The organism is Pseudomonas sp. LAMO17WK12:I5, assembly GCF_900215165.1.
GTDB classification, from domain to species: Bacteria; Pseudomonadota; Gammaproteobacteria; order Pseudomonadales; family Pseudomonadaceae; genus Aquipseudomonas; species Aquipseudomonas putida_A.
Genome location: NZ_OBDS01000002.1, coordinates 367085 through 387751 on the forward strand (window position 1 = coordinate 367085; position 20667 = coordinate 387751).

Annotated in this window: 22 protein-coding genes; 14 read left to right on the forward strand and 8 right to left on the reverse strand. The window is 61.5% G+C overall.

The features are described from left to right. Positions 1–97 precede the first annotated feature (97 nt). The gene (locus tag CRO59_RS04495) at positions 98–892 is read right to left on the reverse strand and encodes a 1-acyl-sn-glycerol-3-phosphate acyltransferase (protein WP_097086611.1); all 795 of its coding nucleotides are present in this window, start codon (positions 890–892) and stop codon (positions 98–100) included. Continuing rightward, positions 892–1647 (reverse strand): L-ornithine N(alpha)-acyltransferase, encoded by a 756-nt coding sequence (olsB, locus tag CRO59_RS04500; RefSeq protein WP_027614412.1) that lies wholly within the window; start codon positions 1645–1647, stop codon positions 892–894. The genes CRO59_RS04495 and olsB overlap by 1 nt, the downstream gene beginning before the upstream one ends. A 153-nt stretch (positions 1648–1800) precedes the next feature. Here olsB and CRO59_RS04505 point away from each other — a divergent pair, with 153 nt between their 5' ends. From CRO59_RS04505 to CRO59_RS04525, 5 genes are all read left to right on the forward strand, one after another. Further along, positions 1801–2679 carry an acyl-CoA dehydrogenase family protein gene (locus CRO59_RS04505; RefSeq protein ID WP_097086613.1) on the forward strand — a complete coding sequence of 293 codons (879 nt, stop codon included), beginning with the start codon at positions 1801–1803 and terminating at the stop codon, positions 2677–2679. A gap of 149 nt (positions 2680–2828) precedes the next feature. Next, on the forward strand, positions 2829–3908 hold the full coding sequence (locus tag CRO59_RS04510; protein ID WP_096797054.1) for a serine hydrolase: 1080 nt from the start codon (positions 2829–2831) through the stop codon (positions 3906–3908). Then, positions 3905–4222, forward strand: a complete 318-nt coding sequence (locus CRO59_RS04515; protein ID WP_096797055.1) for an amidase — start codon at positions 3905–3907, stop codon at positions 4220–4222. Before CRO59_RS04510 ends, CRO59_RS04515 begins: the two co-directional genes overlap by 4 nt. A gap of 190 nt (positions 4223–4412) precedes the next feature. After that, a complete protein-coding gene (locus CRO59_RS04520) occupies positions 4413–5003 on the forward strand; it encodes a YceI family protein (RefSeq protein ID WP_097086615.1) in 591 nt (196 codons plus the stop codon). Position 5004: 1 nt separating this feature from the next. Further along, positions 5005–6162 (forward strand): phosphatidylserine/phosphatidylglycerophosphate/cardiolipin synthase family protein, encoded by a 1158-nt coding sequence (locus CRO59_RS04525; protein WP_096797057.1) that lies wholly within the window; start codon positions 5005–5007, stop codon positions 6160–6162. Between the two features lie 153 nt (positions 6163–6315). Here the strand turns inward: CRO59_RS04525 and bglX are convergent, their stop codons facing one another. After that, positions 6316–8607, reverse strand: a complete 2292-nt coding sequence (gene bglX / locus CRO59_RS04530) for a beta-glucosidase BglX (protein ID WP_097086617.1) — start codon at positions 8605–8607, stop codon at positions 6316–6318. Positions 8608–8865: 258 nt separating this feature from the next. Here bglX and CRO59_RS04535 point away from each other — a divergent pair, with 258 nt between their 5' ends. From CRO59_RS04535 to CRO59_RS04550, 4 genes are all read left to right on the forward strand, one after another. Continuing rightward, on the forward strand, positions 8866–9474 hold the full coding sequence (locus CRO59_RS04535; RefSeq protein WP_097086619.1) for a LemA family protein: 609 nt from the start codon (positions 8866–8868) through the stop codon (positions 9472–9474). A 13-nt stretch (positions 9475–9487) separates the two neighbouring features. Beyond that, the gene (locus CRO59_RS04540) at positions 9488–10240 is read left to right on the forward strand and encodes a YgcG family protein (RefSeq protein WP_097086621.1); all 753 of its coding nucleotides are present in this window, start codon (positions 9488–9490) and stop codon (positions 10238–10240) included. Between the two features lie 33 nt (positions 10241–10273). Further along, positions 10274–10891, forward strand: a complete 618-nt coding sequence (locus tag CRO59_RS04545; protein WP_095138499.1) for a TPM domain-containing protein — start codon at positions 10274–10276, stop codon at positions 10889–10891. Positions 10892–11172: 281 nt separating this feature from the next. Beyond that, a complete protein-coding gene (locus tag CRO59_RS04550; RefSeq protein ID WP_097086623.1) occupies positions 11173–12399 on the forward strand; it encodes an SAM-dependent methyltransferase in 1227 nt (408 codons plus the stop codon). 59 nt (positions 12400–12458) lie between these two features. Here the strand turns inward: CRO59_RS04550 and CRO59_RS04555 are convergent, their stop codons facing one another. Beyond that, on the reverse strand, positions 12459–13364 hold the full coding sequence (locus CRO59_RS04555; protein WP_097086625.1) for a DMT family transporter: 906 nt from the start codon (positions 13362–13364) through the stop codon (positions 12459–12461). Between the two features lie 280 nt (positions 13365–13644). Between CRO59_RS04555 and CRO59_RS04560 the strand changes: the two genes are divergently transcribed. The 3 genes from CRO59_RS04560 to CRO59_RS04570 all read left to right on the forward strand — a co-directional run bounded on the left by CRO59_RS04560 (position 13645) and on the right by CRO59_RS04570 (position 15085). Then, positions 13645–14226, forward strand: coding sequence for a DJ-1/PfpI family protein (locus CRO59_RS04560; RefSeq protein ID WP_027614423.1), 582 nt, complete (start codon positions 13645–13647; stop codon positions 14224–14226). Between the two features lie 13 nt (positions 14227–14239). Then, positions 14240–14545 (forward strand): ribbon-helix-helix domain-containing protein, encoded by a 306-nt coding sequence (locus CRO59_RS04565; protein WP_097086627.1) that lies wholly within the window; start codon positions 14240–14242, stop codon positions 14543–14545. 195 nt (positions 14546–14740) lie between these two features. Beyond that, positions 14741–15085 (forward strand): YegP family protein, encoded by a 345-nt coding sequence (locus CRO59_RS04570; protein WP_041070456.1) that lies wholly within the window; start codon positions 14741–14743, stop codon positions 15083–15085. A 122-nt stretch (positions 15086–15207) separates the two neighbouring features. On the opposite strand, the gene CRO59_RS04575 is transcribed toward CRO59_RS04570, so the two are convergent. Together CRO59_RS04575 and CRO59_RS04580 are read right to left on the reverse strand one after the other, a co-directional pair. Continuing rightward, positions 15208–16092 (reverse strand): dihydrodipicolinate synthase family protein, encoded by an 885-nt coding sequence (locus CRO59_RS04575; RefSeq protein WP_177408952.1) that lies wholly within the window; start codon positions 16090–16092, stop codon positions 15208–15210. 22 nt (positions 16093–16114) lie between these two features. Further along, a complete protein-coding gene (locus CRO59_RS04580) occupies positions 16115–16897 on the reverse strand; it encodes an aldolase (protein WP_097086630.1) in 783 nt (260 codons plus the stop codon). Positions 16898–17003: 106 nt separating this feature from the next. Here CRO59_RS04580 and CRO59_RS04585 point away from each other — a divergent pair, with 106 nt between their 5' ends. Continuing rightward, entirely contained in the window at positions 17004–17546 is a 543-nt protein-coding gene (locus CRO59_RS04585; protein ID WP_027614428.1) for a helix-turn-helix domain-containing protein, read from the forward strand. 100 nt (positions 17547–17646) lie between these two features. Here CRO59_RS04585 and CRO59_RS04590 read toward each other — a convergent pair whose 3' ends face one another. Next, complete coding sequence (locus tag CRO59_RS04590; RefSeq protein ID WP_097086632.1) at positions 17647–18666, reverse strand: DUF4917 family protein; 1020 nt, start codon at positions 18664–18666, stop codon at positions 17647–17649. 153 nt (positions 18667–18819) lie between these two features. Here CRO59_RS04590 and yiaY point away from each other — a divergent pair, with 153 nt between their 5' ends. Beyond that, positions 18820–19968, forward strand: a complete 1149-nt coding sequence (gene yiaY / locus CRO59_RS04595; protein WP_097086634.1) for an L-threonine dehydrogenase — start codon at positions 18820–18822, stop codon at positions 19966–19968. Positions 19969–20114: 146 nt separating this feature from the next. Here the strand turns inward: yiaY and CRO59_RS04600 are convergent, their stop codons facing one another. Continuing rightward, entirely contained in the window at positions 20115–20603 is a 489-nt protein-coding gene (locus CRO59_RS04600; protein WP_027614431.1) for a DMT family transporter, read from the reverse strand. Positions 20604–20667: the final 64 nt, after the last annotated feature.

Below are 20667 nucleotides of genomic sequence, written 5' to 3' on the forward strand. Positions count from 1 at the left end.
AGCCTGCTCGCGAAAGCGCAGTGCCATTCAACATTCATGTTGTTGATCCACCGCTTTCGCGAGCAGGCTCGCTCCCACAGGGGGGGGAACCTGTATTTCAGGCAGCGATCAATTCGCCGGCGCGACGCGGTTCGGCCGCTTTGGCGATATCACCAAACAACGCCTTCTGCACCGCCTGCTGCGCTTCGAACGCCAGCGCCGCACGTTCGCGGCCCTGACAGGCGATCGGCTTGAGCAGATGCACTTCGACATCGCCGCAGTCGTGGCTGAACAGACGCATCAGGTGCGACAGCAGATCATCGTCACCAATGAACGGCGCCAGCGCGTCGATTTCGCCATTGCGCAGATAACGGATCGCCACCGGTTGCAGCATCACCTCCGAATCGATTGCCGCCGACAGCAGGCGACCATGAAAGGTGCGCAGCGAGCGGCCATCGGTGGTGGTGCCTTCCGGGAACATCAGCAACGGATGTTGCGTTTGCAGGTGACGGGTCATCTGTTTGCGGATCAACTGGCTGTCACCCGAACCGCGACGGATGAACAGACTGCCGGCCTTCGCCGCCAGCCAGCCGGCCACCGGCCAGGTGCGTACTTCGGCCTTGGACAGAAACGACAGCGGCGTGAGCATGCCCAGCAGCGGAATGTCAGTCCATGACACATGATTGCTGACCCACAGCATCGGCTGCTGCGGCAGCTCGCCGTGCACGGTCACGCGAAAGGGCAGGGCATGGCTCAAACGCGCCATGAAAAACCGCGACCAGCGCTGCCGACGTTGCATCGAGTGCGCCAGGCCCAGACGTTCGAACACGCCGAAGACGCTGGCCATGGTCAAGCCCAGCGCCACCACCAGCAGCACCCGCGTGATCCGCGCGTACACGCGCAACCGGCTCATCACACGGCCGCCTTGAAGTGCTTGGCGTAGCGTGGGCAGAGTTCGTCGCGCTTGAGCAGGATGAACACGTCGGCGACCTGGAAGTCTTCGTCCCAGCACGGCTCGCCGCAGATCTTCGCACCCAGGCGCATGTAGGCCTTGAGCAGCGGTGGCATTTCGGCGATCACGTTCGATGGAATATCCAGCGACGGCAGCGGCTTCTTCGGTTCGGCGCGCAAGTGTTCGGTGCACAGATAACGCTCGCGCAGACGCTGCATGATCGCGTGGGCCTGCACGCCGCCATCCTGCATCGGAATGCTCGCGCAACCCATCAGGTAGCTGTAGCCGCCCTGATTCAACACTTCGGCCAGTTCACCCCAGAGCACGGCGATGGTGCCGCCGTTGCGGTAGGCCGGGTCGACGCAGGTGCGGCCGATTTCGAGGATCGGGCCTTGCAGATGGGCGAGGCCATGCAGACTGAATTCTTCTTCGCTGTAGAACTTGCCCAGGCTGCTGGCGGCGGTGTGATCGAGCAAACGGGTGGTGGCGACCAGACGCCCGGTGTTCAGGTCACGCACGCCGATGTGGCTGCAGTGAACATCATAGTCATCCATGTCCAGACCCAGTTCCGCGCCTTTCAGCTTGGCGTTGAACTCGCCGCTGAATACGCTGAAGCGCAAGGCCTGGGCTTGCTGCAAGGCCTCGGCGCCGATCAGGCGTTCGGCTTGCAGGCGGCGTTCATTGCCGGTGTCGCTGATGCGGGCGATCTGAGTCATTTGAATCTCCGTACGGGCCTTGAACCCGTCGTGGGTTGCAGCCGATCGACTTTCTTTATGCAGCCATGTTGTGCAAAGTCAGGCTATGTAGCCCCGGTGTCATCACCGTGAACGTTTGGTGATGCTTGTATGACAGCCCTCAAGGAGCCTCTTATGCCCTGGCCCAGCCTGCTCGAAAGCCATGAACGCCTGCCCGCCGTGACTGATCTGGCGGAAGGTTTCGCTACCTTGCTGCATCAATTGGGCAACGTGACGCCGTTCGAACTGGCGGTGGCCGGAGGGCGGCGGATGGCGACGCCGGGGCTGGCATTTCTGGTGGGGTATCAGGCGGCGTTGCGCATGCTCTGGCCGAGCGCGCCGCCGAGTCTTGGCGCGTTGTGTGCGACCGAACAGCGCAGCCTGCGCCCGGCGGACATGCAGACGCGCATGACGGATTTGCGCCTCAACGGGCGCAAGGATTTCGTCACCGCCGGGGACGCGGCGGACTGGCTGCTCGTTGCCGCGCGCAGTGAAGAACCCGGCGAAACGCCGCGCCTGAGTCTGGCGGTGGTCTATCCCGGCGAGCCCGGCGTGCGCGTGGAAAAACTCCCGGCGCTGCCGCTGATGCCGGACATCAGTCACGGTCGGCTGCATCTGGACGGCGCGTTGTGCGAGTTGCTCGCGGGCGATGGCTGGGACGCTTATGTGAAGCCGTTTCGTAGCCTGGAAGATGTCTACGTGCTGAGCGCGATGACCGCGTGGCTGTACGGTGTCGGTCAGGACAGCGGCTGGTCGCAGCCGCTGCAACTGCGCTTGCTGGCTCTGTTGGCCGGGTGCGCGGAGGCGAGTCGCCAGCCGCCGAACAATCCGGCCGGGCATGTGCTGTTGGGCGGGTTGTTTGCGCAGTTTGATGCGCTGAAGGGCGAGATCGATCAGGCGTTGGCCGAGGGTAGTCCGGAGTGGGCGCAGATGTGGCAGCGTGATCAGGGAGTGATGCAGTTGGCGGCCGGCGCGCGGGCCAAACGCTTGGCCAAGGCTTTGGCGGTGGGCTGACTGGCCTCTTCGCGAGCAAGCCCGCTCCCACCCTTGGAATGCGTTTCAAATGTGGGAGCGGGCTTGCTCGCGAAGGCGGCGGCAAAAACACCACACATCTGTCATGTGGCAAGACTACCCTCAGCAGGTTCTCCCCAAGAGCCCTCACCATGCGCAAAAGCCTTTCCCTGTTTCTGCTGCTGATCAGCTTCACGGTCCAGGCCGAGCAATGGCCCGGTGAGCAATGGCCGACTGGCGCAAAAATCAGCGGCGCAGCGGTCGAGGCATTAGAGACCTACGCCTTCCCACCCCGCGACGACACTACCCGCCAGGGCATCCGCACGGACGCGCTGCTGATCATCCGCGACAGCCAGTTGATCTACGAACGCTACGCCGGCCCGACCCGTGCCGAGACCCCGCACCTGACCTGGTCGATCAGCAAAAGCCTGATGGCCACGGTACTCGGCGTGGCGTATGGCGAAGACCTGTTCAAACTGGATGATCCGGTTTCGAAGTTTTATCCGGCGCTGGAAAAACATCCGGCGATCACCGTGGCGGATCTGCTGCACTGGGCTTCCGGGCTGGACTGGCAGGAAGACTACGAATACGCGCCGCTGAAATCCTCGGTGGTGGCGATGCTCTACACCCGTGGGCATCGCGACATGCCCGCGTTCACTGCCAATCACGACGCTTATGCGCCGCCGGGGCAGACGTTCCGTTACTCCAGTGGCGACAGCAATCTGCTGGCGGCGGCGCTGAAGAACATGGTTGGCCCGCAGCGTTATCCCGACTATCCATGGACCGCGTTGTTCGAGCCGCTGGGCATCCGCCACGCCGTGTGGGAAACCGATGCCGGCGGTACGTTTGTCGCGTCCTCTTATGCCTATCTCACGGCGCGGGATCTGGCGCGGGTCGGTCTGCTGATGGCTCGCGACGGACGTTGGCACGACCGGCAATTGCTGCCCAAGGATTGGGTCGCTTTCAACCGCACTGCCTTTGCCGGCTACAAGGTGCATCAGGACGAAGCGGTGCCCGGTGGTCAGTGGTGGCTCAATCGCCCGGCGGATGGCGCCGCCGCGCCGTGGCCCGACGCGCCGCCCGACACCTTCGCCGCCCTCGGCCACTGGGGCCAGGCGCTGTATGTGATCCCCAGCGAGAAACTGGTGATCGTGCGTTACGCCGATGACCGCGACGGCAGCTATCGCCACAACGAGCTGCTCAAACGCGTGCTCAAGGCGGTGCAGCCATGAAGCTGTTGAAGCGGGTGTTGCTGTTGGCGCTGATCGTGCTGCTCGGCTGGATCTGGCTCGAACGGGAAAACCTCTGGGCGTTCCCCGACATCATCAGCGCGTACACGGCCAAGGAATATTGTTCGTGTCGTTACGTGATGAACAACGATGCCGAATACTGCCGGGGTTATGTGAAACAGTGGCTGCCAACCAGCCACTTTAGCGATGACAGCGCGAGCAAAACCATCACCGTCAGCGGCATGGGCCGCAGCAATCGTGCCCAGTGGCTGGGCGAACGCCAGGGCTGCCGCCTCAATCCTCAAGTCAATAGATAACCCTGTGGGAGCGGGCTTGCTCGCGAATGTGGTGTGCCATTCAGTATTTGTGTTGACTGACTCACCGCCTTCGCGAGCAAGCCAGCTCCCACAGGAGGTTTCACCAATCGATAGATTTGCGGCGATCAGTTTGCAATAACGGCGTGGGCGGTTAAGGTTCGTGCAGGTTTATCGCCCCCACGAGTATTCAATGTTCAACCGCTCCCTCTATACAGCCTTCGCCAGTCTGCTGCTGACTGCCGCCGCGCTGCCGGCGCAGGCCAACTGGTATCTGGATGGCGAGTCGTCGCGGCTGTCGTTCGTCAGCACGAAAAACGCCCACATTTCTGAAGTGCAGCGCTTTCTGGTGCTGCACGGCAAGGTCGATCCGGATGGCCGCGCTGAAGTCGAAGTCGAACTGGATTCGATCAACAGCGGCATCCCGCTGCGCGACGAGCGCATGCGCAAGGAGCTGTTCCAGATCGAGCAATTCCCCGAAGCGACCATCAGCACCCGGATCGACCTGCGCCCGATCAACGATCTGGCCCCCGGTGCGCAGCTGGAATTGCGTCTGCCGCTGACCGTCAACCTGCACGGCAAGCAATATGAATACCCGGCAGAGTTGCTGGCCACCCGTCTCGACGACCGGCGTTTTCAAGTGGTGACCCTGGAGCCGTTGGTGATCAACGCCGAGGATTTCGATCTGGCGCCGGGGCTGGAAACCCTGCGCAACCTGGCCGGCCTGTCGGCCATCAGTCTGTCGGTGCCGGTGGGTGCGGTGCTGATTTTCACGGCGCGCTGACATGCGCGGCGCGGTGTTTCCGTGGCGTGACGGCAACCGGTTCGAACTGTTGATTGACGGCCCGCAATTCTTCCCGCGCATGCTGGTGGAAATTGCCCGCGCCGAGGAGCAGGTCGAACTGGAGTTGTATCTGGTGGAGGCGGGCGCTTGTGCCGAGGCCGTGGTTCAGGCGCTGGTCCAGGCCGCCGAGCGCGGCGTGCGGGTACGCTGCCTGTTCGATGACTACGGCAGCCTCGCGTTTACCCTGCACTTGCGTCAGCGCCTGACCAAGGCCGGGGTCGAACTGCGTTTCTACAATCGCCTGAACTGGCGGCGCTGGGTCGGCAACTTCTATCGCGATCACCGCAAATTGCTGCTGGTCGATCAGCGTCTGGCGGTGGTCGGTGGCACCGGTGTCACCGATGAGTTCTGGACGCCGGGGCAGGACAGCAGCGAATGGCACGAGGTGATGGTGGAAATCAGCGGCCCGCTGGTGCTCGACTGGCAAGTGCTGTTCGACCGTCAATGGATCGCCAACCGCCATCGCCGGGCGTGGAAACCTTCGGCGCATGTCGGCCTGCCACGCTTGCCCAAGGTCCCGGACATGGGCGAGGGCATGGGCCGCGTGGCCTATGCCGATGCCCGTCAGCATCGCGACATTCTGCAGTCGCTGTTCCGCGCCTTGAACAGCGGGCAGAAGCGCATCTGGATGGCCACCCCGTATTTCCTGCCGACCTGGAAAATCCGCCGCTCGCTGCGCAAGGCTGCTGCTCGCGGTGTCGACGTCCGGTTACTGCTCACCGGGCCGCGCACCGATCACCCATCGGTGCGTTACGCCGGCCATCGCTATTACCCGCGCCTGCTCAAGGCCGGGGTGCAGATCTTTGAATATCAGCCGTGCTTCCTGCACCTGAAAATGGTCTTGGTGGACGAGTGGGTGAGCATCGGTTCGTGCAACTTCGATCACTGGAACTTGCGCTTCAATCTGGAGGCGAATCTGGAGGCACTGGACCCGTCGTTGACGGCAGCGGTGGTGCAGAGTTTCGAGAAGGATTTCGGTCTGAGCCAGCAGGTCAGTCTGGAGGAGTGGCAGCGCCGGCCGTTGTGGCGGCGGGTGAAGCAGCGGGTTTGGGGCTGGGTGGATCGGTTGGTGGTCAATATCCTCGACAGACGCGGTTAACGCCAATTTCGAAACCAGTGGATTCCAATGTGGGAGGGGGCTTGCTCCCGAAGGCGGCATGTCATTCAGCATTTATTTAGCTGATACATCGCATTCGGGAGCAAGCTCCCTCCCACAAAGGCCCCTCTCACACGGGGATTGGTTACTGAATAATTACAGCAACTCAAAGCTCTGCTGCGTCACATCCTGCGAATCCAGGCCGATCTGCACGTTGAACTTGCCAGGCTCGGCCGCGTACTTGAGCTGGGCGTTGTAGAACTTCAGGTCATCCTCGGTGATGGTGAAGTGCACGACTTTCTGTTCGCCGGCCTTGAGCATGACTTTCTGGAAGTTCTTCAGTTCTTTCACCGGGCGAATCATCGAACCGGCGACGTCCTGGATGTACAGCTGCACCACGGTTTCGCCGTCACGTTTGCCGGTATTTTTCAGGGTGACACTGGCATCGAGCTTGCCGGTCTTGTTCAGCGTGGTTGACGACAGCGCCATGTCGCTCAGCGTGAACTGGGTGTAGCTCAGGCCGTAACCGAACGGGAACAGGGGACCGGTGGTGTCATCGAAATACTGCGAGGTGTAGTTGCCCGGTTTGCCCGGCGTGAACGGCCGGCCAATGCTCAGGTGGTTGTAGTAGGTCGGGATCTGGCCCACGGAACGCGGGAAGGTCACCGGCAGTTTGCCCGACGGGTTGTAGTCGCCGAACAGCACGTCGGCGATGGCGTTACCGCCCTCGGTGCCGCTGAACCAGGTTTCCAGAATCGCATCAGCCGACTGGTTCTCTTCGAGGATGGTCAGCGGACGGCCGTTCATCAGTACCAGTACCAGTGGTTTGCCGGTGGCTTTCAGGGCACGGATCAGCTCGCGCTGATTTTCCGGGATGTTCAGGTCGGTGCGGCTGGAGGATTCGTGGGACATGCCACGGGACTCGCCAACGGCGGCGACGATCACGTCAGCGTCCTTGGCTGCTTTCACCGCCTCGTCGATCAGCACGTTGGCCGGGCGCGGGTCATCGACCACTTCCGGAGCATCGAAATTGAGGAAGTTCAGGTAATCCAGCACCTTCTTGTCGCTGGTGATGTTCGCGCCACGGGCGTAGATCAGGTTGGCCTTGTCGCCAATCACCGAGCTCATGCCGTCGAACAGCGTCACCGATTGCGCCGGCTTACCGGCCGCCGCCCAACTGCCCATCATGTCGATCGGCGCCTTGGCCAATGGACCGACCAGCATGACTTTCGCGTCTTTCTTCAGCGGCAGGGTGTCGTTCTGGTTCTTCAGCAACACCAGGCTGCGGCGTGCCACGTCACGGGCCTCGGCGCGGTGCAGGCGGCTTTCGGCGTAAGTGTCGGCCGGATCATCCTCGGCCTTGCCGATGCGCAGGTATGGGTCCTTGAACAGGCCCATGTCGTACTTGGCGGCGAGCACTTCGCGCACGGCGTTGTCGATGTCTTTCTGCTCGATCTCGCCGGACTTGAGCAGCCCCGGCAGCTCTTTGCCGTACAGGGTGTCGTTCATGCTCATGTCGATGCCGGCCTTGATCGCCAGCTTCGCCGCTTCACGACCGTCGGCGGCCACGCCGTGCTTGATCAGCTCGAAGATCGCCCCGTGGTCGCTGACGGCCAGGCCCTTGAAGCCCCAGTCCTTACGCAGCAGGTCGTTCATCAGCCAGGTATTGGCGGTGGCCGGGATGCCGTTGATCGAGTTCAACGCCACCATCACCCCGCCGGCACCGGCGTCGATCGCCGCGCGGTACGGTGGCAGGTAGTCCTGGTACATCTTCACCGGGCTCATGTCGACGGTGTTGTAGTCACGACCGCCCTCGACCGCGCCATACAGGGCGAAGTGCTTGACGCTGGCCATGATGCTGTCGGCTGCGCTCGGCGTGTCGCCCTGATAGGCCTTGACCATCACTTTGGCAATGCGCGAGGTCAGGTAGGTGTCTTCACCGAACCCTTCGGAGCTGCGGCCCCAGCGCGGATCGCGGGAGATGTCGACCATCGGCGCGAAGGTGATGTCGAGGCTGTCGGCCGCGGCTTCCTTGGCGGCAACGCGCCCGGACTGACCGATGGCGTCCATGTCCCAGCTCGATGCCAGGGCCAGCGGAATCGGGAAAATCGTACGGTGACCGTGGATCACGTCGTACGCAAAAAACATCGGAATCTTCAGGCGACTGCGCATCGCCGCGTCCTGCATCGGACGGTTTTCCGGGCGGGTGATCGAGTTGAACGTACCGCCGATGTTGCCGGCGGCGATCTCTTTGCGGATCAACTCACGGGGCATTTCCGGGCCGATGCTGATCAGGCGCAACTGGCCGATCTTTTCATCGAGGGTCATTTGTTTCATCAGATTGCTGATGAACGCGTCCTTGTTTTCCAGGGGTACCGGGGTCGTGGCGGCCAATACTTGATGACTGGCCAGGCTGACGAACAGGCCCAGCAAACACAGCTTCTTCATGAATATTTTTCTCAAGGGCCCAAGCGGCAATGCAATGCCGGCCAGCCAAAAGTTAGGGAGCGACTATTGTTGTTCGGGTGCAGGCTCAAAATGACCGAGCCAAAAACGCCCGCCGACACTCGGCTGCGTTTGCGCAGGGCCTCTTTTTAGCCCATCGGCCCGTTGCAATCCAGTGGCGCGGCCGATTATGCCCCAACCGCTGATGCAGAAGGTTTCACGGTCGGTTTTTTATGAAATATGCCAGGGAGCATCACTTTGATGAATGTCAGTCCAACCTACCGCTCGCGTCTGCAGGTCGCCACGCTGCTGGTGCTTGCCACGTTGTTGACCGCGTGCGGCATCAACAATATCCCGACCCTCGATGAACAGGCCAAGGCGGCCTGGGGCCAGGTCCAGAACCAGTACCAGCGCCGTGCCGACCTGATCCCCAATCTAGTGGAAACCGTCCGAGGCTACGCCAGGCACGAGGAGGCGACCCTGACCGCGGTGGTCGAGGCGCGGGCCAAGGCGACGTCGATCCAGGTCGATGCCAGCACCCTCGACAATCCGGAAAAACTCAAGCAGTTCCAGCAGGCTCAGGATCAGTTGAGTGGCGCGCTCAGCCGTTTGATGGTGGTCTCCGAGCGTTATCCGGACCTGAAGGCCAACCAGAACTTCCTCGCCCTGCAATCGCAGCTCGAAGGCACGGAAAACCGGATTGCCGTGGCGCGGCGCGATTTCATTCTGGCGGTGCAGAAATACAACACCGAGATCCGCACGTTTCCCGGGCGCCTCTGGCACAGCGTGATGTACAGCGACCTGCCGATTCGCGAAACCTTCGAAGCCACCACCCCCGGTGCGGAAAAGGCCCCGGAAGTGAAGTTCTGATTCGAGGTTGCCCATGCGTGTGTTGAAGATAGGCCTGGTGCTGATGCTCTGGCTGTTCGCCGTCAGCGCCCGGGCCGAGTTGACGTTCCCGGCGCTGAGCGGGCGGGTGGTGGACGAGGCGCAGATGCTCGAGCCGTCGGTGCGCGCCCAGTTGAGCCAGCAATTGCAGGCTCACGAGCAAGCTACCGGCGAGCAACTGGTGGTGGTCACGGTGCCTGATCTGCAGGGCACCACCATCGAGGATTACGGCGTGCAACTGGGCCGGCACTGGGGCATCGGCCAGAAAGACAAGAACAACGGCGCGCTGCTGATCGTCGCCCGGGACGAGCGCAAACTGCGCATCGAAGTCGGTTACGGTCTGGAGGATCGGCTGACCGATGCGCAGAGTTCGGTGATCATTCATCAAGTGATCACCCCGGCGTTCAAGGCCGGCAATTTCAGCAAGGGCATCAGCGACGGCGTGGCGGCGATGCTGGTGGTGCTCGGCGGCAATCCTCTGGACGAACCATCGACGGTGTACGAGTCGAGCGGCGATCCGCAGAGCGATTTTGTCTCGCGTCATCCGCTGTTGTTCGTTTTTCTGGTGGTGTTGTTCATCCTGACCGTGTTTGTCTGCCAGATGCTCGGTATCCTTCCCGCCGGCCGTGGCGGCTCCGGAGGCGGGGGCGGTTTCGGCGGTGGTGGATTTGGCGGTGGCGGTGGAGGCGGGGGCTTCAGCGGCGGCGGGGGCAGTTTCGGCGGCGGCGGTTCGTCCGGCGGCTGGTGAACACACAACAATAATGATCAGGCACTTTTCGACATGGCATTACTGACTGAACACGAACAACGCAAAGTCGCCGAGGCGATTGCCCGGGTCGAGCGCGACACCGACGCCGAACTGGTCACCGTGCTGGCGGCCCGCGCCGATGACTACGCGTACATTCCGCTGTTGTGGGCCAGCCTGCTGGCGCTGCTGGTGCCGGGCATCGTCCATTACCTGACTGGCTGGCTGACCATGCACAGCCTGTTGCTGGTGCAATGGGGGCTGTTCATCGTCCTGTGCCTGCTGTTTCGCCTGCCGAAGATCACCACCCATCTGATCCCGCGCCGCGTGCGCCACTGGCGGGCATCTAATCTGGCGCGGCGGCAGTTCCTCGAACAGAACCTGCACCACACCGTCGGCAGCACCGGGATGCTGATCTTTGTCTGCGAGGCCGAGCGCTACGTGGAGATTCTGGTGGACGAGGGGATTTCCCGGCGGCTGGACAACAAGAGCTGGGACGCGATCGTCGCCGCGTTCACCGAGCAGGTGCGGCAGGGACGCACGCTCGAGGGCTTTGTCACCTGCATCGAGGCCTGTGGGGAACTGCTCAAGGTGCACGTGCCGGTGACGCAGGTGAGGAATGAATTGCCCAATCGGTTGGTGGTGCTGGCCTAGAAGCCCCTCACCCCAGCCCTCTCCCGGAGGGAGAGGGAGCCGACCGAGATGTCTTGCGCTCGACATCGGCCTCAGAAGCCGAGTCGATTATGGATTCAAAGGCACTCTTTCAAGTCGGTGAACCTCTTCAATATCCCCCAATCAGTCCCCTCTCCCTCCGGGAGAGGGTTAGGGTGAGGGCGCTTTTAAAGCCGTTGGGTAAATAAGAACGTGTCCCCAACTCCCATCCCCCCTTAAAATACCCGCCATTCCCGTTTCGCCCCGCCCGAGGCCGCTTGTTCATGTCCGTTACCGCCCCATCCGCGCCGTCTGCCAAACCCGCGCCCGATCATCACGCCGAGTTCATCGAGCTGCTGCAAACCAGCCTCGAACACAACGGCTTCATCAAACTGGTGCTGGCCAAGTACATGGGTGAAGAGGCGGATCTGCAGCGGATCATCATCAAAGCGGTGACGGTCAAGGCGCAGCCAAACCTGTCGTTTGTCTATCGCTACAAGACCCGCGACATCACCAAGAATCTGCCGCTGAGCGAAGGCGTGGCGGTGATTGCCGAGCTGTTGCCGGCGGCGTTCAAGAATGCGCATTTGCTGACCGTGACCGACGAAGCCCAGCTCGAATACAGCAAAAAGGGCAAGAGTTCACTGTTCAAGAGCAAACCTCAGCAATTGCGTGAAGCACCGTCCGCCGAGCACAACCGTGAGAAAAACCGTTTTCTGGACTTGAGCCGACCGTTCCTCAAGGATCTGGGAGTGACCAACGCGCAGCATGAGCTGATCCCGGCGATGTCGCGCAAGTGGAAGCAGATCAACAAGTTCATCGAAGTCTTCAGCCACGCGCTGACCTCGTCACCGCTGGCGCTGGACAAACCGGTGCGGGTGGCGGACTTCGGTTCGGGCAAGGGCTATCTGACGTTCGCCATCCACGATTACCTGCGCAACACGCTCAAGGCCGAAGGCGAAGTCACCGGCGTCGAGCTGCGCGAAGAGATGGTCAACCTGTGCAACGCCGCCGCGGCCAAGTTGGAACACCCGGGCCTGGTGTTCAAGTGCGGTGACGTGCGCAGCGTGGCGCCGAGCGAACTGGACGTGATGATCGCCCTGCATGCCTGCGACATCGCCACCGACTACGCGATTCACACCGGCATTCGCTCGGGTGCGTCGATCATCATGTGCTCGCCGTGCTGCCACAAACAGATCCGCCTGCAGATCCAGAGTCCGGCGCTGCTCAAGCCGATGCTGCAATACGGTCTGCACCTGGGCCAACAGGCGGAGATGGTCACCGACAGCCTGCGCGCGCTGTTCCTCGAAGCCTGCGGTTACGAGACCAAAGTGTTCGAATTCATCTCGCTGGAACACACCAACAAGAACAAGATGATTCTCGCGGTGAAACGCGCCGAGCCGGTGGACCCGGCTCAGTTGCTGGTGAAGATTCAGGAGCTCAAGGATTTCTACAACATCAGCGAGCACTGTCTGGAAACCCTGCTGCGCGCCGACGGCTTTCTCGCCTGACCTTGTGGGAGCGAGCCTGCTCGCGAAGGCAGACTGCCAGCCAAGGATGCTGCTGGCTGTTATGGCCCCTTCGCGAGCAGGCTCGCTCCCACATGGGGTTTGATGGCGGTCTTGCGCCCGAGCATCACAGTGGCAATTACCCCGCAGGCAAACACCCAGGTAATCGGCTCGACATGTTCACCAAAGAACAGCGCCGAAAACGCGATGGTGAAAAAGATCTGCAGCAACTGGATCTGACTGACCCGCGCAATCCCGCCCATCGCCAACCCGGCGTACCAGGCGAAGAAGCCGAGAAACTGCGAAAACAGCGCCACGTAGCCGAACGCCCACCAGGCCTTGGCTGACACTGCACCGTGATGCTGCAGCGCCAGGTACAACACCGGGCCGATCAGCAGCGGCGTCGACAGCACCAGCGCCCAGCAGATCACTTGCCAGCCGCCCATTTCCCTGGCCAACCGGCCACCCTCGGCATAGCCCAGACCACCGACGGCAATTGCGCCGAGCATCAACAAGTCACCGGCCTGAATGCTCCCGTCGCCGGTGTACAACGCGTAGCCGAGCACCAGCGCACTGCCCAGCGCGGCGCAGGCCCAGAAGGCTTTCGACGGCCGCTCGTGGGACAGCCACGCCGCATACAGCGCCACGCACAGCGGCTGCAAACCGTTGACCAGCGCGCCGTGGGACGCCGGCAAGGTCTGCATGGCCCACGCCGACAGCACCGGGAAGCCAAGAATCACCCCGGCGATCACCAGGCTCAGGCCTTTGATCTGCTGCCAGCTCGGCCACTTCTCGCGCCGCCAGAGCAACAACGCTGCCGCGGGAATCGCCGCGAACAGCGCGCGGCCGAGGCCGTTGAGCAGCGGATGCAGTTCCTGCACCACAATCCGGGTGAAGGGCAGGGTCAGGCTGAAAATCACAACCCCGAGCAGGCCGAGGGCCATGCCGGTGTTTTCGCGCGAGGACATGATGGGGGACCAGATAGAAGGTGGCAGGGGATTGCCTTAATCAAGCCATAAACCGGGCGGCTCGGGCTGTTACAGCTAGGCACAGACTTAGGCGTACAGTTTGCGGACGCTATCGCGAGCAGGCTCACTCCTACAATTGGAATGCATTCCCCTGTAGGAGTGAGCCTGCTCGCGAAAAACGATAACGCGGTCTTCGAGGTAGTAGCCGGTTGTTACCCGGCCCAACGGATAAGGTCTACCTTGAATACTCCTGCAAGCCCATTCCCAGAGGAGTCCTCCCATGGCCGCAAAAAAAATCCTGATGCTGGTCGGCGATTACGTCGAAGACTACGAAGTGATGGTGCCGTTCCAGGCCCTGCAAATGGTCGGTCACACTGTGCACGCCGTGTGCCCGGACAAGGTTGCGGGCAAGACCGTGCGCACCGCGATCCATGACTTCGAAGGCGACCAGACTTACAGCGAGAAACCCGGTCACCTGTTCGCCCTCAATTTCGACTTTGCCAAGGTCACCGAGGCCGATTACGACGCGCTGCTGATCCCCGGCGGTCGTGCGCCGGAATACCTGCGCCTGAACGAAAAAGTCCTGGAGCTGGTGCGCGCCTTCGACAAGGCCGGCAAGCCGATTGCTGCGGTCTGCCACGGTGCGCAATTGCTGGCAGCGGCCGGCGTTCTCGAAGGTCGCGAATGCAGCGCCTATCCGGCCTGCGCCCCGGAAGTGCGCCTGGCCGGTGGCACGTTCATCGATATCCCGGTGACCGACGGCCACGTTCAAGGCAATCTGGCAACTGCGCCAGCCTGGCCGGCGCATCCGAACTGGCTGGCCGGTTTCCTCGGCCTGCTCGGCACCAAGATCACCCTGTAACGAGGATTCGCCGATGTGCGAGCTCTACGTCAAGGCCGACCCGATTCTCTACGAATCCCGCTCGCGCTCGCTGCGCATCTGCGGCGTGGTGACGACGCTGCGCCTGGAAAACCAGTTCTGGGACATCCTCAGCGAAATCGCCGAAGTCGATGGCATGACCACCAATCAACTGATCGCCAGACTGTATGAAGAGGTGATGGATTATCGCGGGGAGGTGGTGAATTTTGCCTCGTTCCTGCGGGTGAGTTGCACGCGGTATCTGAGTCAGCGACGGGTGAGTGCGCCGGAGTTGTCGGTGGTGCGGGCGGGGGTGAAATAGCCAACACCGGGGTGATGCCTTCGCGAGCAGGCTCGCTCCCACATTGATTGCCGAGTGCTCACCTATTTTTGTGATCACTGGAGATCTACTGTGGGAGCGGGCTTGCTCGCGAAGAGGCCACTACAGGCGACAGAAGTCTTGGGCTGGTCTTTACTCTGAAGCGCAAAACCTCTCAACCGCCAAGGAGAAACGCGCATGTCCGGATGGTACGAAGTGAGCAAAAGCAGCAACGGCCAGTTCAGGTTTGTGCTGAAAGCCGCCAACGCCGAAACCATTCTCACCAGCGAGCTCTACACCACCCGCGCGGCTGCCGACAGCGGCATCGCTTCGGTGCAGACCAATAGCCCGCTGGATGAACGCTATGAGAAAAAGACCACCAAGGATGGTCATCCTTACTTCAACCTCAAGGCCGCCAACCACCAGATCATCGGCAGCAGCGAGTCGTACTCCAACGATGCCGCGTGTGCCAAAGGCATCGCGAGCGTCAAGGCCAATGGGCCGAGCAAAGTGATCAAGGACAAGACCTTGCCGGTGCTCTGAAGAACACAGAAGAGCAAAATGTGGGAGCGGGCTTGCTCGCGAAGGCGTCGTGTCAGTCGACATCTCCAGTGACTGATCCACCGCCTCGCGAGCAAGCCCGCTCCCACATGGGGTTGTGTGTGTTAGCGCAGGGTGTTGAGGATTGCTTTTAGCTGAGCTTGCCCAGCTTCGCTCAACGGAAACACCGGCAAGCGCGGATCACCAACCTCCAGCCCCGTCTCGCGCAGTCCGGCCTTGATCGTCGCTGGCAAACCGCCCTTGAGAATGAAGTCCAGCAGCGGCAACTGGCGATAGAACAACTCCCGTGCCCGTTCCAGATCACCGGCCAGCGCAGCCGCATACAGATCCAGATTCAGCTGCGGAATCAGGTTCGGCGCGGCGGTGCACCAACCCTTGGCGCCGGCGGCAAACGCTTCCAGTGCCAGCGGATTGCAGCCGTTGTAGAACGGCACCTGACCTTCACCGAGTAATTGCAACTTGTGCATGCGCTGAATGTCGCCGGTGCTCTCCTTGACCATGGTCACGTTTTCCACGCCATTGACGATGCGCAGAATCAGCTCGACCGACATGTCGGTGCCGCTGGTGGCCGGGTTGTTGTAGAGCATGATCGGCACACCGACGCTGTCGCCGATGGCGCGGTAGTGCGCGAGGATTTCCGCTTCAGTCAGCTTCCAGTACGACGCCGGCAGCACCATCACCACGTCGGCGCCGTGGGCTTCAGCGAAGCGTGCGCGGCGTACGGCTTTGGCGGTGGTCAGGTCGGACACGCTGACGATGGTCGGCACCCGTTTGCCCACGTGCTTGATGCTGAACTCGGCGACCTGATCCCATTCGGCGTCGCTCAGGTAGGCGCCTTCGCCGGTGCTGCCCAGCGGAGCGATGGCATGGACGCCGCTGTCGATCAGACGATCGATCGATTGGCCGAGCGCCGGCAGATCGAGGCCTTCGCCGTGGGTGCTGAACGGGGTGATGGTGTAGCCGATGATGCCGTGAATATTGGACATGATGAGTCTCCGGAAAAAGCTGAAATCAGTTCAGGCAATCGGCGTGTTGGCGCAGGTTCTGCCGGGCGTAGTAGTTGAAGGCGGCGGCGTGGCGTTTGGGTTTCGACACCCAGTCATGGGCCTCGCGCCCCAGCGCCGGAATGATCGGTTTGATCGTGCCGGCGGCCATCGCCAGCAGCTGCAGTTTGGCGGCGCGCTCGATCAGTTGGGCGATGACACAGGCTTCTTCGATCGTGCTGCCGGTCGACAGTTGGCCGTGGTGCGACAGTAGAATCGCGCGCTTGTCGCCCAGTGCACCGGCAATCAGTTCGCCCTCTTCGTTACCCACCGGCACGCCCGGCCAGCCTTCGAGAAACGCGCAGTCGTCGTACAGCGGGCACAGGTCCATGTGGGAAATCTGCAGCGGCACCTCCAGCATCGACAGCGCGGCAATGTGCGTCGGGTGCGTGTGGATGATGCAGTTCACGTCCGGCCGGGCGCGGTAGACCCAGCTGTGGAAACGGTTGGCCGGGTTGGCCATGCCGTGGCCTTCGAGCACTTCCAGATCTTCGTTAACCAGCAGCAGGTTGCTCGCGGTGATTTCATCGAAACCCAGGCCCAGTTGTTGAGTGTAATAGGTCCCCGGTTGTGGGCCGCGAGCGGTGATTTGTCCGGCCAGACCGGAGTCGTGACCGCTCTCGAACAGGATCCGGCAGGTCAGCGCCAGCTTTTGCCGTTCAGTCCACGTATTATCCGCCAGGGTGTTTTGCATCTGGGTCAGCGCTTGCTTGACCAGTTGCTCTTTGGGTAGTGCTAATGTCTTGGCCATGTCTGTGTCCTTTGGGTGATTGCAAATGACACTAAAGAGCCTATATGACACAAAGTGTCATAAGCAAGCATCAATCGTCGTTTCCTTGATGGAATAACTGCTGCGCATGTCTATCCGTTTGAAATTGTTGAGAAAAAAACTTGGCGTGACACTTGAGGCGCTGGCGGAAAAATCCGGCATGACCAAGAGTTATCTGTCGAAGGTCGAGCGCGGGCTGAACACCCCGTCGATTGCGGCCGCGCTGAAACTGGCGAAGGCACTGAACGTGAAGGTCGAGGAATTGTTCTCCGAAGACAACGTCAGCCTCGACAGCTATAGCCTGGTACGCAGCCACGAACGCCAGTCACTGGCGGCCAACGATCAGAGCCCGGGGTATGCGGTGCTGGCGCATCAGGTCAGCGAACGCAACCTGCTGCCGTTCATCATCTACCCGCCGCGCGAATTCACCGACAAAACCTTCAAAGAACACTTGGGCGAGGAGTTTCTGTTCGTCCACGAAGGGCAGGTGGAAGTGGATTTCATGAACGAGCGGGTGCTGCTGGAGCGTGGCGATGCGCTGCACTTCAATGCGCAGAAGCCGCACCGGATCAGATCGGTGGGCGAGGTGCAGGCGCAGTTGCTGGTGGTGGTGCACAGCAGCGAAGAATGAGCCGCCAGAAAAAGCTTCGCAAGCAAGCCCGCTCCCACATTTAGAATGCATTCCCCCTGTGGGAGCGGGCTTGCTCGCGAAAGCGTCAGTCCGGTTTACATCAAACCTCGACCGGCACCGACAACTTCGGATTACCCAACGCATGCGTCTTCGCATCAAAAAACCGCAACTCAATCCCGGTGCCCTCGAACACCTTGGCGTAATGGCGTTTCTGATGCTGAATGAACGCCGCACTGCGCGGATAAATCGAGATCGCCACGCTCGCCGGTTTCGCCAGACGCAGCGCCCTGACGATGTGAGCATCCTGCTCGCCCAAGGCATGACCGAAGATGCACAGGTTCTGCGCGTGTCCCAATAACTGCTCATAACAGAACGACAGATAATCCGAACTGCGGATGGTCTTGAGCTTGTCTGCGCTCGGCCCTTCGTTGACGAACAGCGGCACGTCGTCGAGGGTCTTGATTGTGTTGTTGATCGCGAAACTGCCGAGCAGGGTGCCCTCGGTCGAGGTCAGTTTGCGCGCGGTGCCGTCCTGATTGCGCACCAGGTGCAGCCCGCCGTGCAGATACAACAGAAGCGGTTTGGCGCTGGCGCTTGCGCTCAGATCGAAACTGGCATCGGGACCGTTGAACAGGTCGTCGATCGCCTCGCTGCGGTGCTGGATCGCCCAGTAGCTGAGCAGGTCGTAATTGGTGGTGAACACCGTGCGATAACGCGCCAGTTCTTCATTGAGCGTGGCCAGAGTCGAGGCCTGCACCAGGCGCCAGGGAATGTGCACGGCGTGTACGGTGTTGATCAGCGCTTCCTTGATCGCGTAGTAGCGATTGCGCGGTGCCGCCGAACTGACGGCCAGGGCCTTGTTGACCCGGCTGGTGGTTTTCAACGCACCGAGCACCTGCTCGAAGCTGCGCGTCTGCATCGCGTCGAACACGCTCAGCTCCGATGGGCTCAGCGGTTTCTCCTCCACGGTGCGCGCGTTTTCGAACAGCGAGTCGTAGCCGAAATCGTCCCACACCGCGCGACTGGCGCCATTGCCCACCAGCAGACCGTTGAAGTCGGCGGTGGCGCGCAGGGCGCTCCAGTCTTCGAGGGTGGCATCGACGTCCAGAAAATCGGTCATTGCGTGGGCGGTCTCAAAACAAAGGGCGGATGGACGGCGACTTTATCACGAGCGGGCATTGAGCCAGATCAACATCGGTGGTGACCGATCGGTCGATCCTGTGCACATCCGCCGGATCGGAGCAGTCGATTCGGCCCCAGTCAGGAGACGCGCATGAGCAGCACCTTTTTCATTCCGGCGGTAAACATCATGGGCAACGGATGCCTCGACGAAGCCATGGTTGCGATCCGCAACTACGGTTTTCGCAAGGCGCTGATCGTCACCGACGCGGGGCTGGCCAAGGCTGGCGTGGCGACCATGCTCGCCGAGAAACTGGCGATGCAGGACATCGATTCGGTGATCTTCGATGGCGCCAAACCGAATCCGAGCATTGCCAATGTCGAGGCCGGGCTGGCGCTGCTTAAGGACAGTCGTTGCGATTTCGTGGTGTCGCTGGGCGGCGGTTCGCCCCATGACTGCGCCAAGGGCATTGCTCTGTGTGCGACCAACGGCGGGCAGATCCGCGACTACGAAGGCGTCGATCAATCGAGCAAGCCGCAATTGCCGCTGATCGCCATCAACACCACCGCCGGCACCGCCAGCGAGATGACCCGTTTCTGCATCATCACCGACGAATCGCGCCACGTGAAAATGGCCATCGTCGACCGCAACGTCACGCCGCTGCTGTCGGTCAACGACCCGGCCCTGATGGTCGCGATGCCGAAAAGCCTGACTGCCGCCACCGGCATGGACGCGCTGACCCACGCCATCGAAGCCTACGTTTCGACTGCGGCCAACCCGATCACCGACGCCTGCGCGCTGAAGGCCATGACCCTGATCAGCAACAACCTGCGCCTGGCCGTGCGTGACGGCAGCGACCTCGCGGCGCGGGAAAACATGGCTTACGCGCAGTTCCTCGCCGGCATGGCGTTCAACAATGCGTCGCTTGGCTACGTGCATGCGATGGCGCACCAGTTGGGTGGTTTCTACGACTTGCCCCATGGCGTGTGCAATGCAGTGTTGCTGCCGCACGTGCAGACCTTCAACGCGCTGGTCTGCGCCGAACGCCTGACTGACGTCGCCCACGCCATGGGCGCGGACATCCGTGGTTTCAGCCCGGAAGAGGGCGCTCAGGCGGCGATCAATGCGATCCGTTGTCTGGCCAGGGACGTCGATATTCCCGGCGGCCTGCGTGAACTCGGCGCCAAGCTCAGCGATATTCCAGTGCTCGCCACCAACGCATTGAAAGACGCGTGCGGTCTGACCAACCCACGGGCGGCGGATCAGCGGCAGATCGAGGAGATTTTCCGTAATGCGTTTTGAGATGCGCCGTCCTGATATTTTTTAGCCGAACTCACCGGCCCTTTCGCGAGCAAGCCCGCTCCTACAGTTGAAATGCGATCAACTGTGGGAGCGAGCCTGCTCGCGAAGACTGACTCGTCAACACCACAAAACCATGAGCTCTCAGATCAGCCAACCGCCGCCACATTCCGCTCAAACACCCCACCAAACTGAATCAACACCACCCCGCCAATCAGCAACAACGCGCCCAATACCCGCGACGCCGTCAGCTGTTTCTCCACCAGCCCAAACAACCCGAAGTGATCCAGTAGCATCGACGCAATCACCTGGCCGGCCAAGGCCAGCGCAACAAACCCCGACGCGCCGAGCTTCGGCAGCAACATCACCGCCAGCGCCACAAAGCACACGCCGAACGCACCGCCAGCCCACATCCACAACGGCGCCTTGCTGATAAAACCCAGCGACGGCAGCGGCAGGCGCAACGCTAGAATCACCGGCAACAGCACCAACACACTCACCAGCAATGAGGCCAAGGTTGCCCATAGCGGATGGCCAAGCCCCCGCGCCAGGTTGCTGTTGATCGCACTTTGAAACGGCACCACCGCCCCGGCAAACGCGGCCAGCAGCAACAAGCCAACCCACTGCAACGTACTCATGCTCACTCTCCAACAGGTTTTTCTGGACTCTAGAGTATTCGTCGAGCAGATTTAAATTCCGTTT

Bases quoted from the DNA above. Each gene is read 5' to 3' on its own strand.
- CRO59_RS04495 (WP_097086611.1), bottom strand. From the start codon at position 892: ATGAGCCGGTTGCGCGTGTACGCGCGGATCACGCGGGTGCTGCTGGTG.
- olsB (WP_027614412.1), bottom strand. From the start codon at position 1,647: ATGACTCAGATCGCCCGCATCAGCGACACCGGCAATGAACGCCGCCTG.
- CRO59_RS04505 (WP_097086613.1), top strand. From the start codon at position 1,801: ATGCCCTGGCCCAGCCTGCTCGAAAGCCATGAACGCCTGCCCGCCGTG.
- CRO59_RS04510 (WP_096797054.1), top strand. From the start codon at position 2,829: ATGCGCAAAAGCCTTTCCCTGTTTCTGCTGCTGATCAGCTTCACGGTC.
- CRO59_RS04515 (WP_096797055.1), top strand. From the start codon at position 3,905: ATGAAGCTGTTGAAGCGGGTGTTGCTGTTGGCGCTGATCGTGCTGCTC.
- CRO59_RS04520 (WP_097086615.1), top strand. From the start codon at position 4,413: ATGTTCAACCGCTCCCTCTATACAGCCTTCGCCAGTCTGCTGCTGACT.
- CRO59_RS04525 (WP_096797057.1), top strand. From the start codon at position 5,005: ATGCGCGGCGCGGTGTTTCCGTGGCGTGACGGCAACCGGTTCGAACTG.
- bglX (WP_097086617.1), bottom strand. From the start codon at position 8,607: ATGAAGAAGCTGTGTTTGCTGGGCCTGTTCGTCAGCCTGGCCAGTCAT.
- CRO59_RS04535 (WP_097086619.1), top strand. From the start codon at position 8,866: ATGAATGTCAGTCCAACCTACCGCTCGCGTCTGCAGGTCGCCACGCTG.
- CRO59_RS04540 (WP_097086621.1), top strand. From the start codon at position 9,488: ATGCGTGTGTTGAAGATAGGCCTGGTGCTGATGCTCTGGCTGTTCGCC.
- CRO59_RS04545 (WP_095138499.1), top strand. From the start codon at position 10,274: ATGGCATTACTGACTGAACACGAACAACGCAAAGTCGCCGAGGCGATT.
- CRO59_RS04550 (WP_097086623.1), top strand. From the start codon at position 11,173: ATGTCCGTTACCGCCCCATCCGCGCCGTCTGCCAAACCCGCGCCCGAT.
- CRO59_RS04555 (WP_097086625.1), bottom strand. From the start codon at position 13,364: ATGTCCTCGCGCGAAAACACCGGCATGGCCCTCGGCCTGCTCGGGGTT.
- CRO59_RS04560 (WP_027614423.1), top strand. From the start codon at position 13,645: ATGGCCGCAAAAAAAATCCTGATGCTGGTCGGCGATTACGTCGAAGAC.
- CRO59_RS04565 (WP_097086627.1), top strand. From the start codon at position 14,240: ATGTGCGAGCTCTACGTCAAGGCCGACCCGATTCTCTACGAATCCCGC.
- CRO59_RS04570 (WP_041070456.1), top strand. From the start codon at position 14,741: ATGTCCGGATGGTACGAAGTGAGCAAAAGCAGCAACGGCCAGTTCAGG.
- CRO59_RS04580 (WP_097086630.1), bottom strand. From the start codon at position 16,897: ATGGCCAAGACATTAGCACTACCCAAAGAGCAACTGGTCAAGCAAGCG.
- CRO59_RS04585 (WP_027614428.1), top strand. From the start codon at position 17,004: ATGTCTATCCGTTTGAAATTGTTGAGAAAAAAACTTGGCGTGACACTT.
- CRO59_RS04590 (WP_097086632.1), bottom strand. From the start codon at position 18,666: ATGACCGATTTTCTGGACGTCGATGCCACCCTCGAAGACTGGAGCGCC.
- yiaY (WP_097086634.1), top strand. From the start codon at position 18,820: ATGAGCAGCACCTTTTTCATTCCGGCGGTAAACATCATGGGCAACGGA.
- CRO59_RS04600 (WP_027614431.1), bottom strand. From the start codon at position 20,603: ATGAGTACGTTGCAGTGGGTTGGCTTGTTGCTGCTGGCCGCGTTTGCC.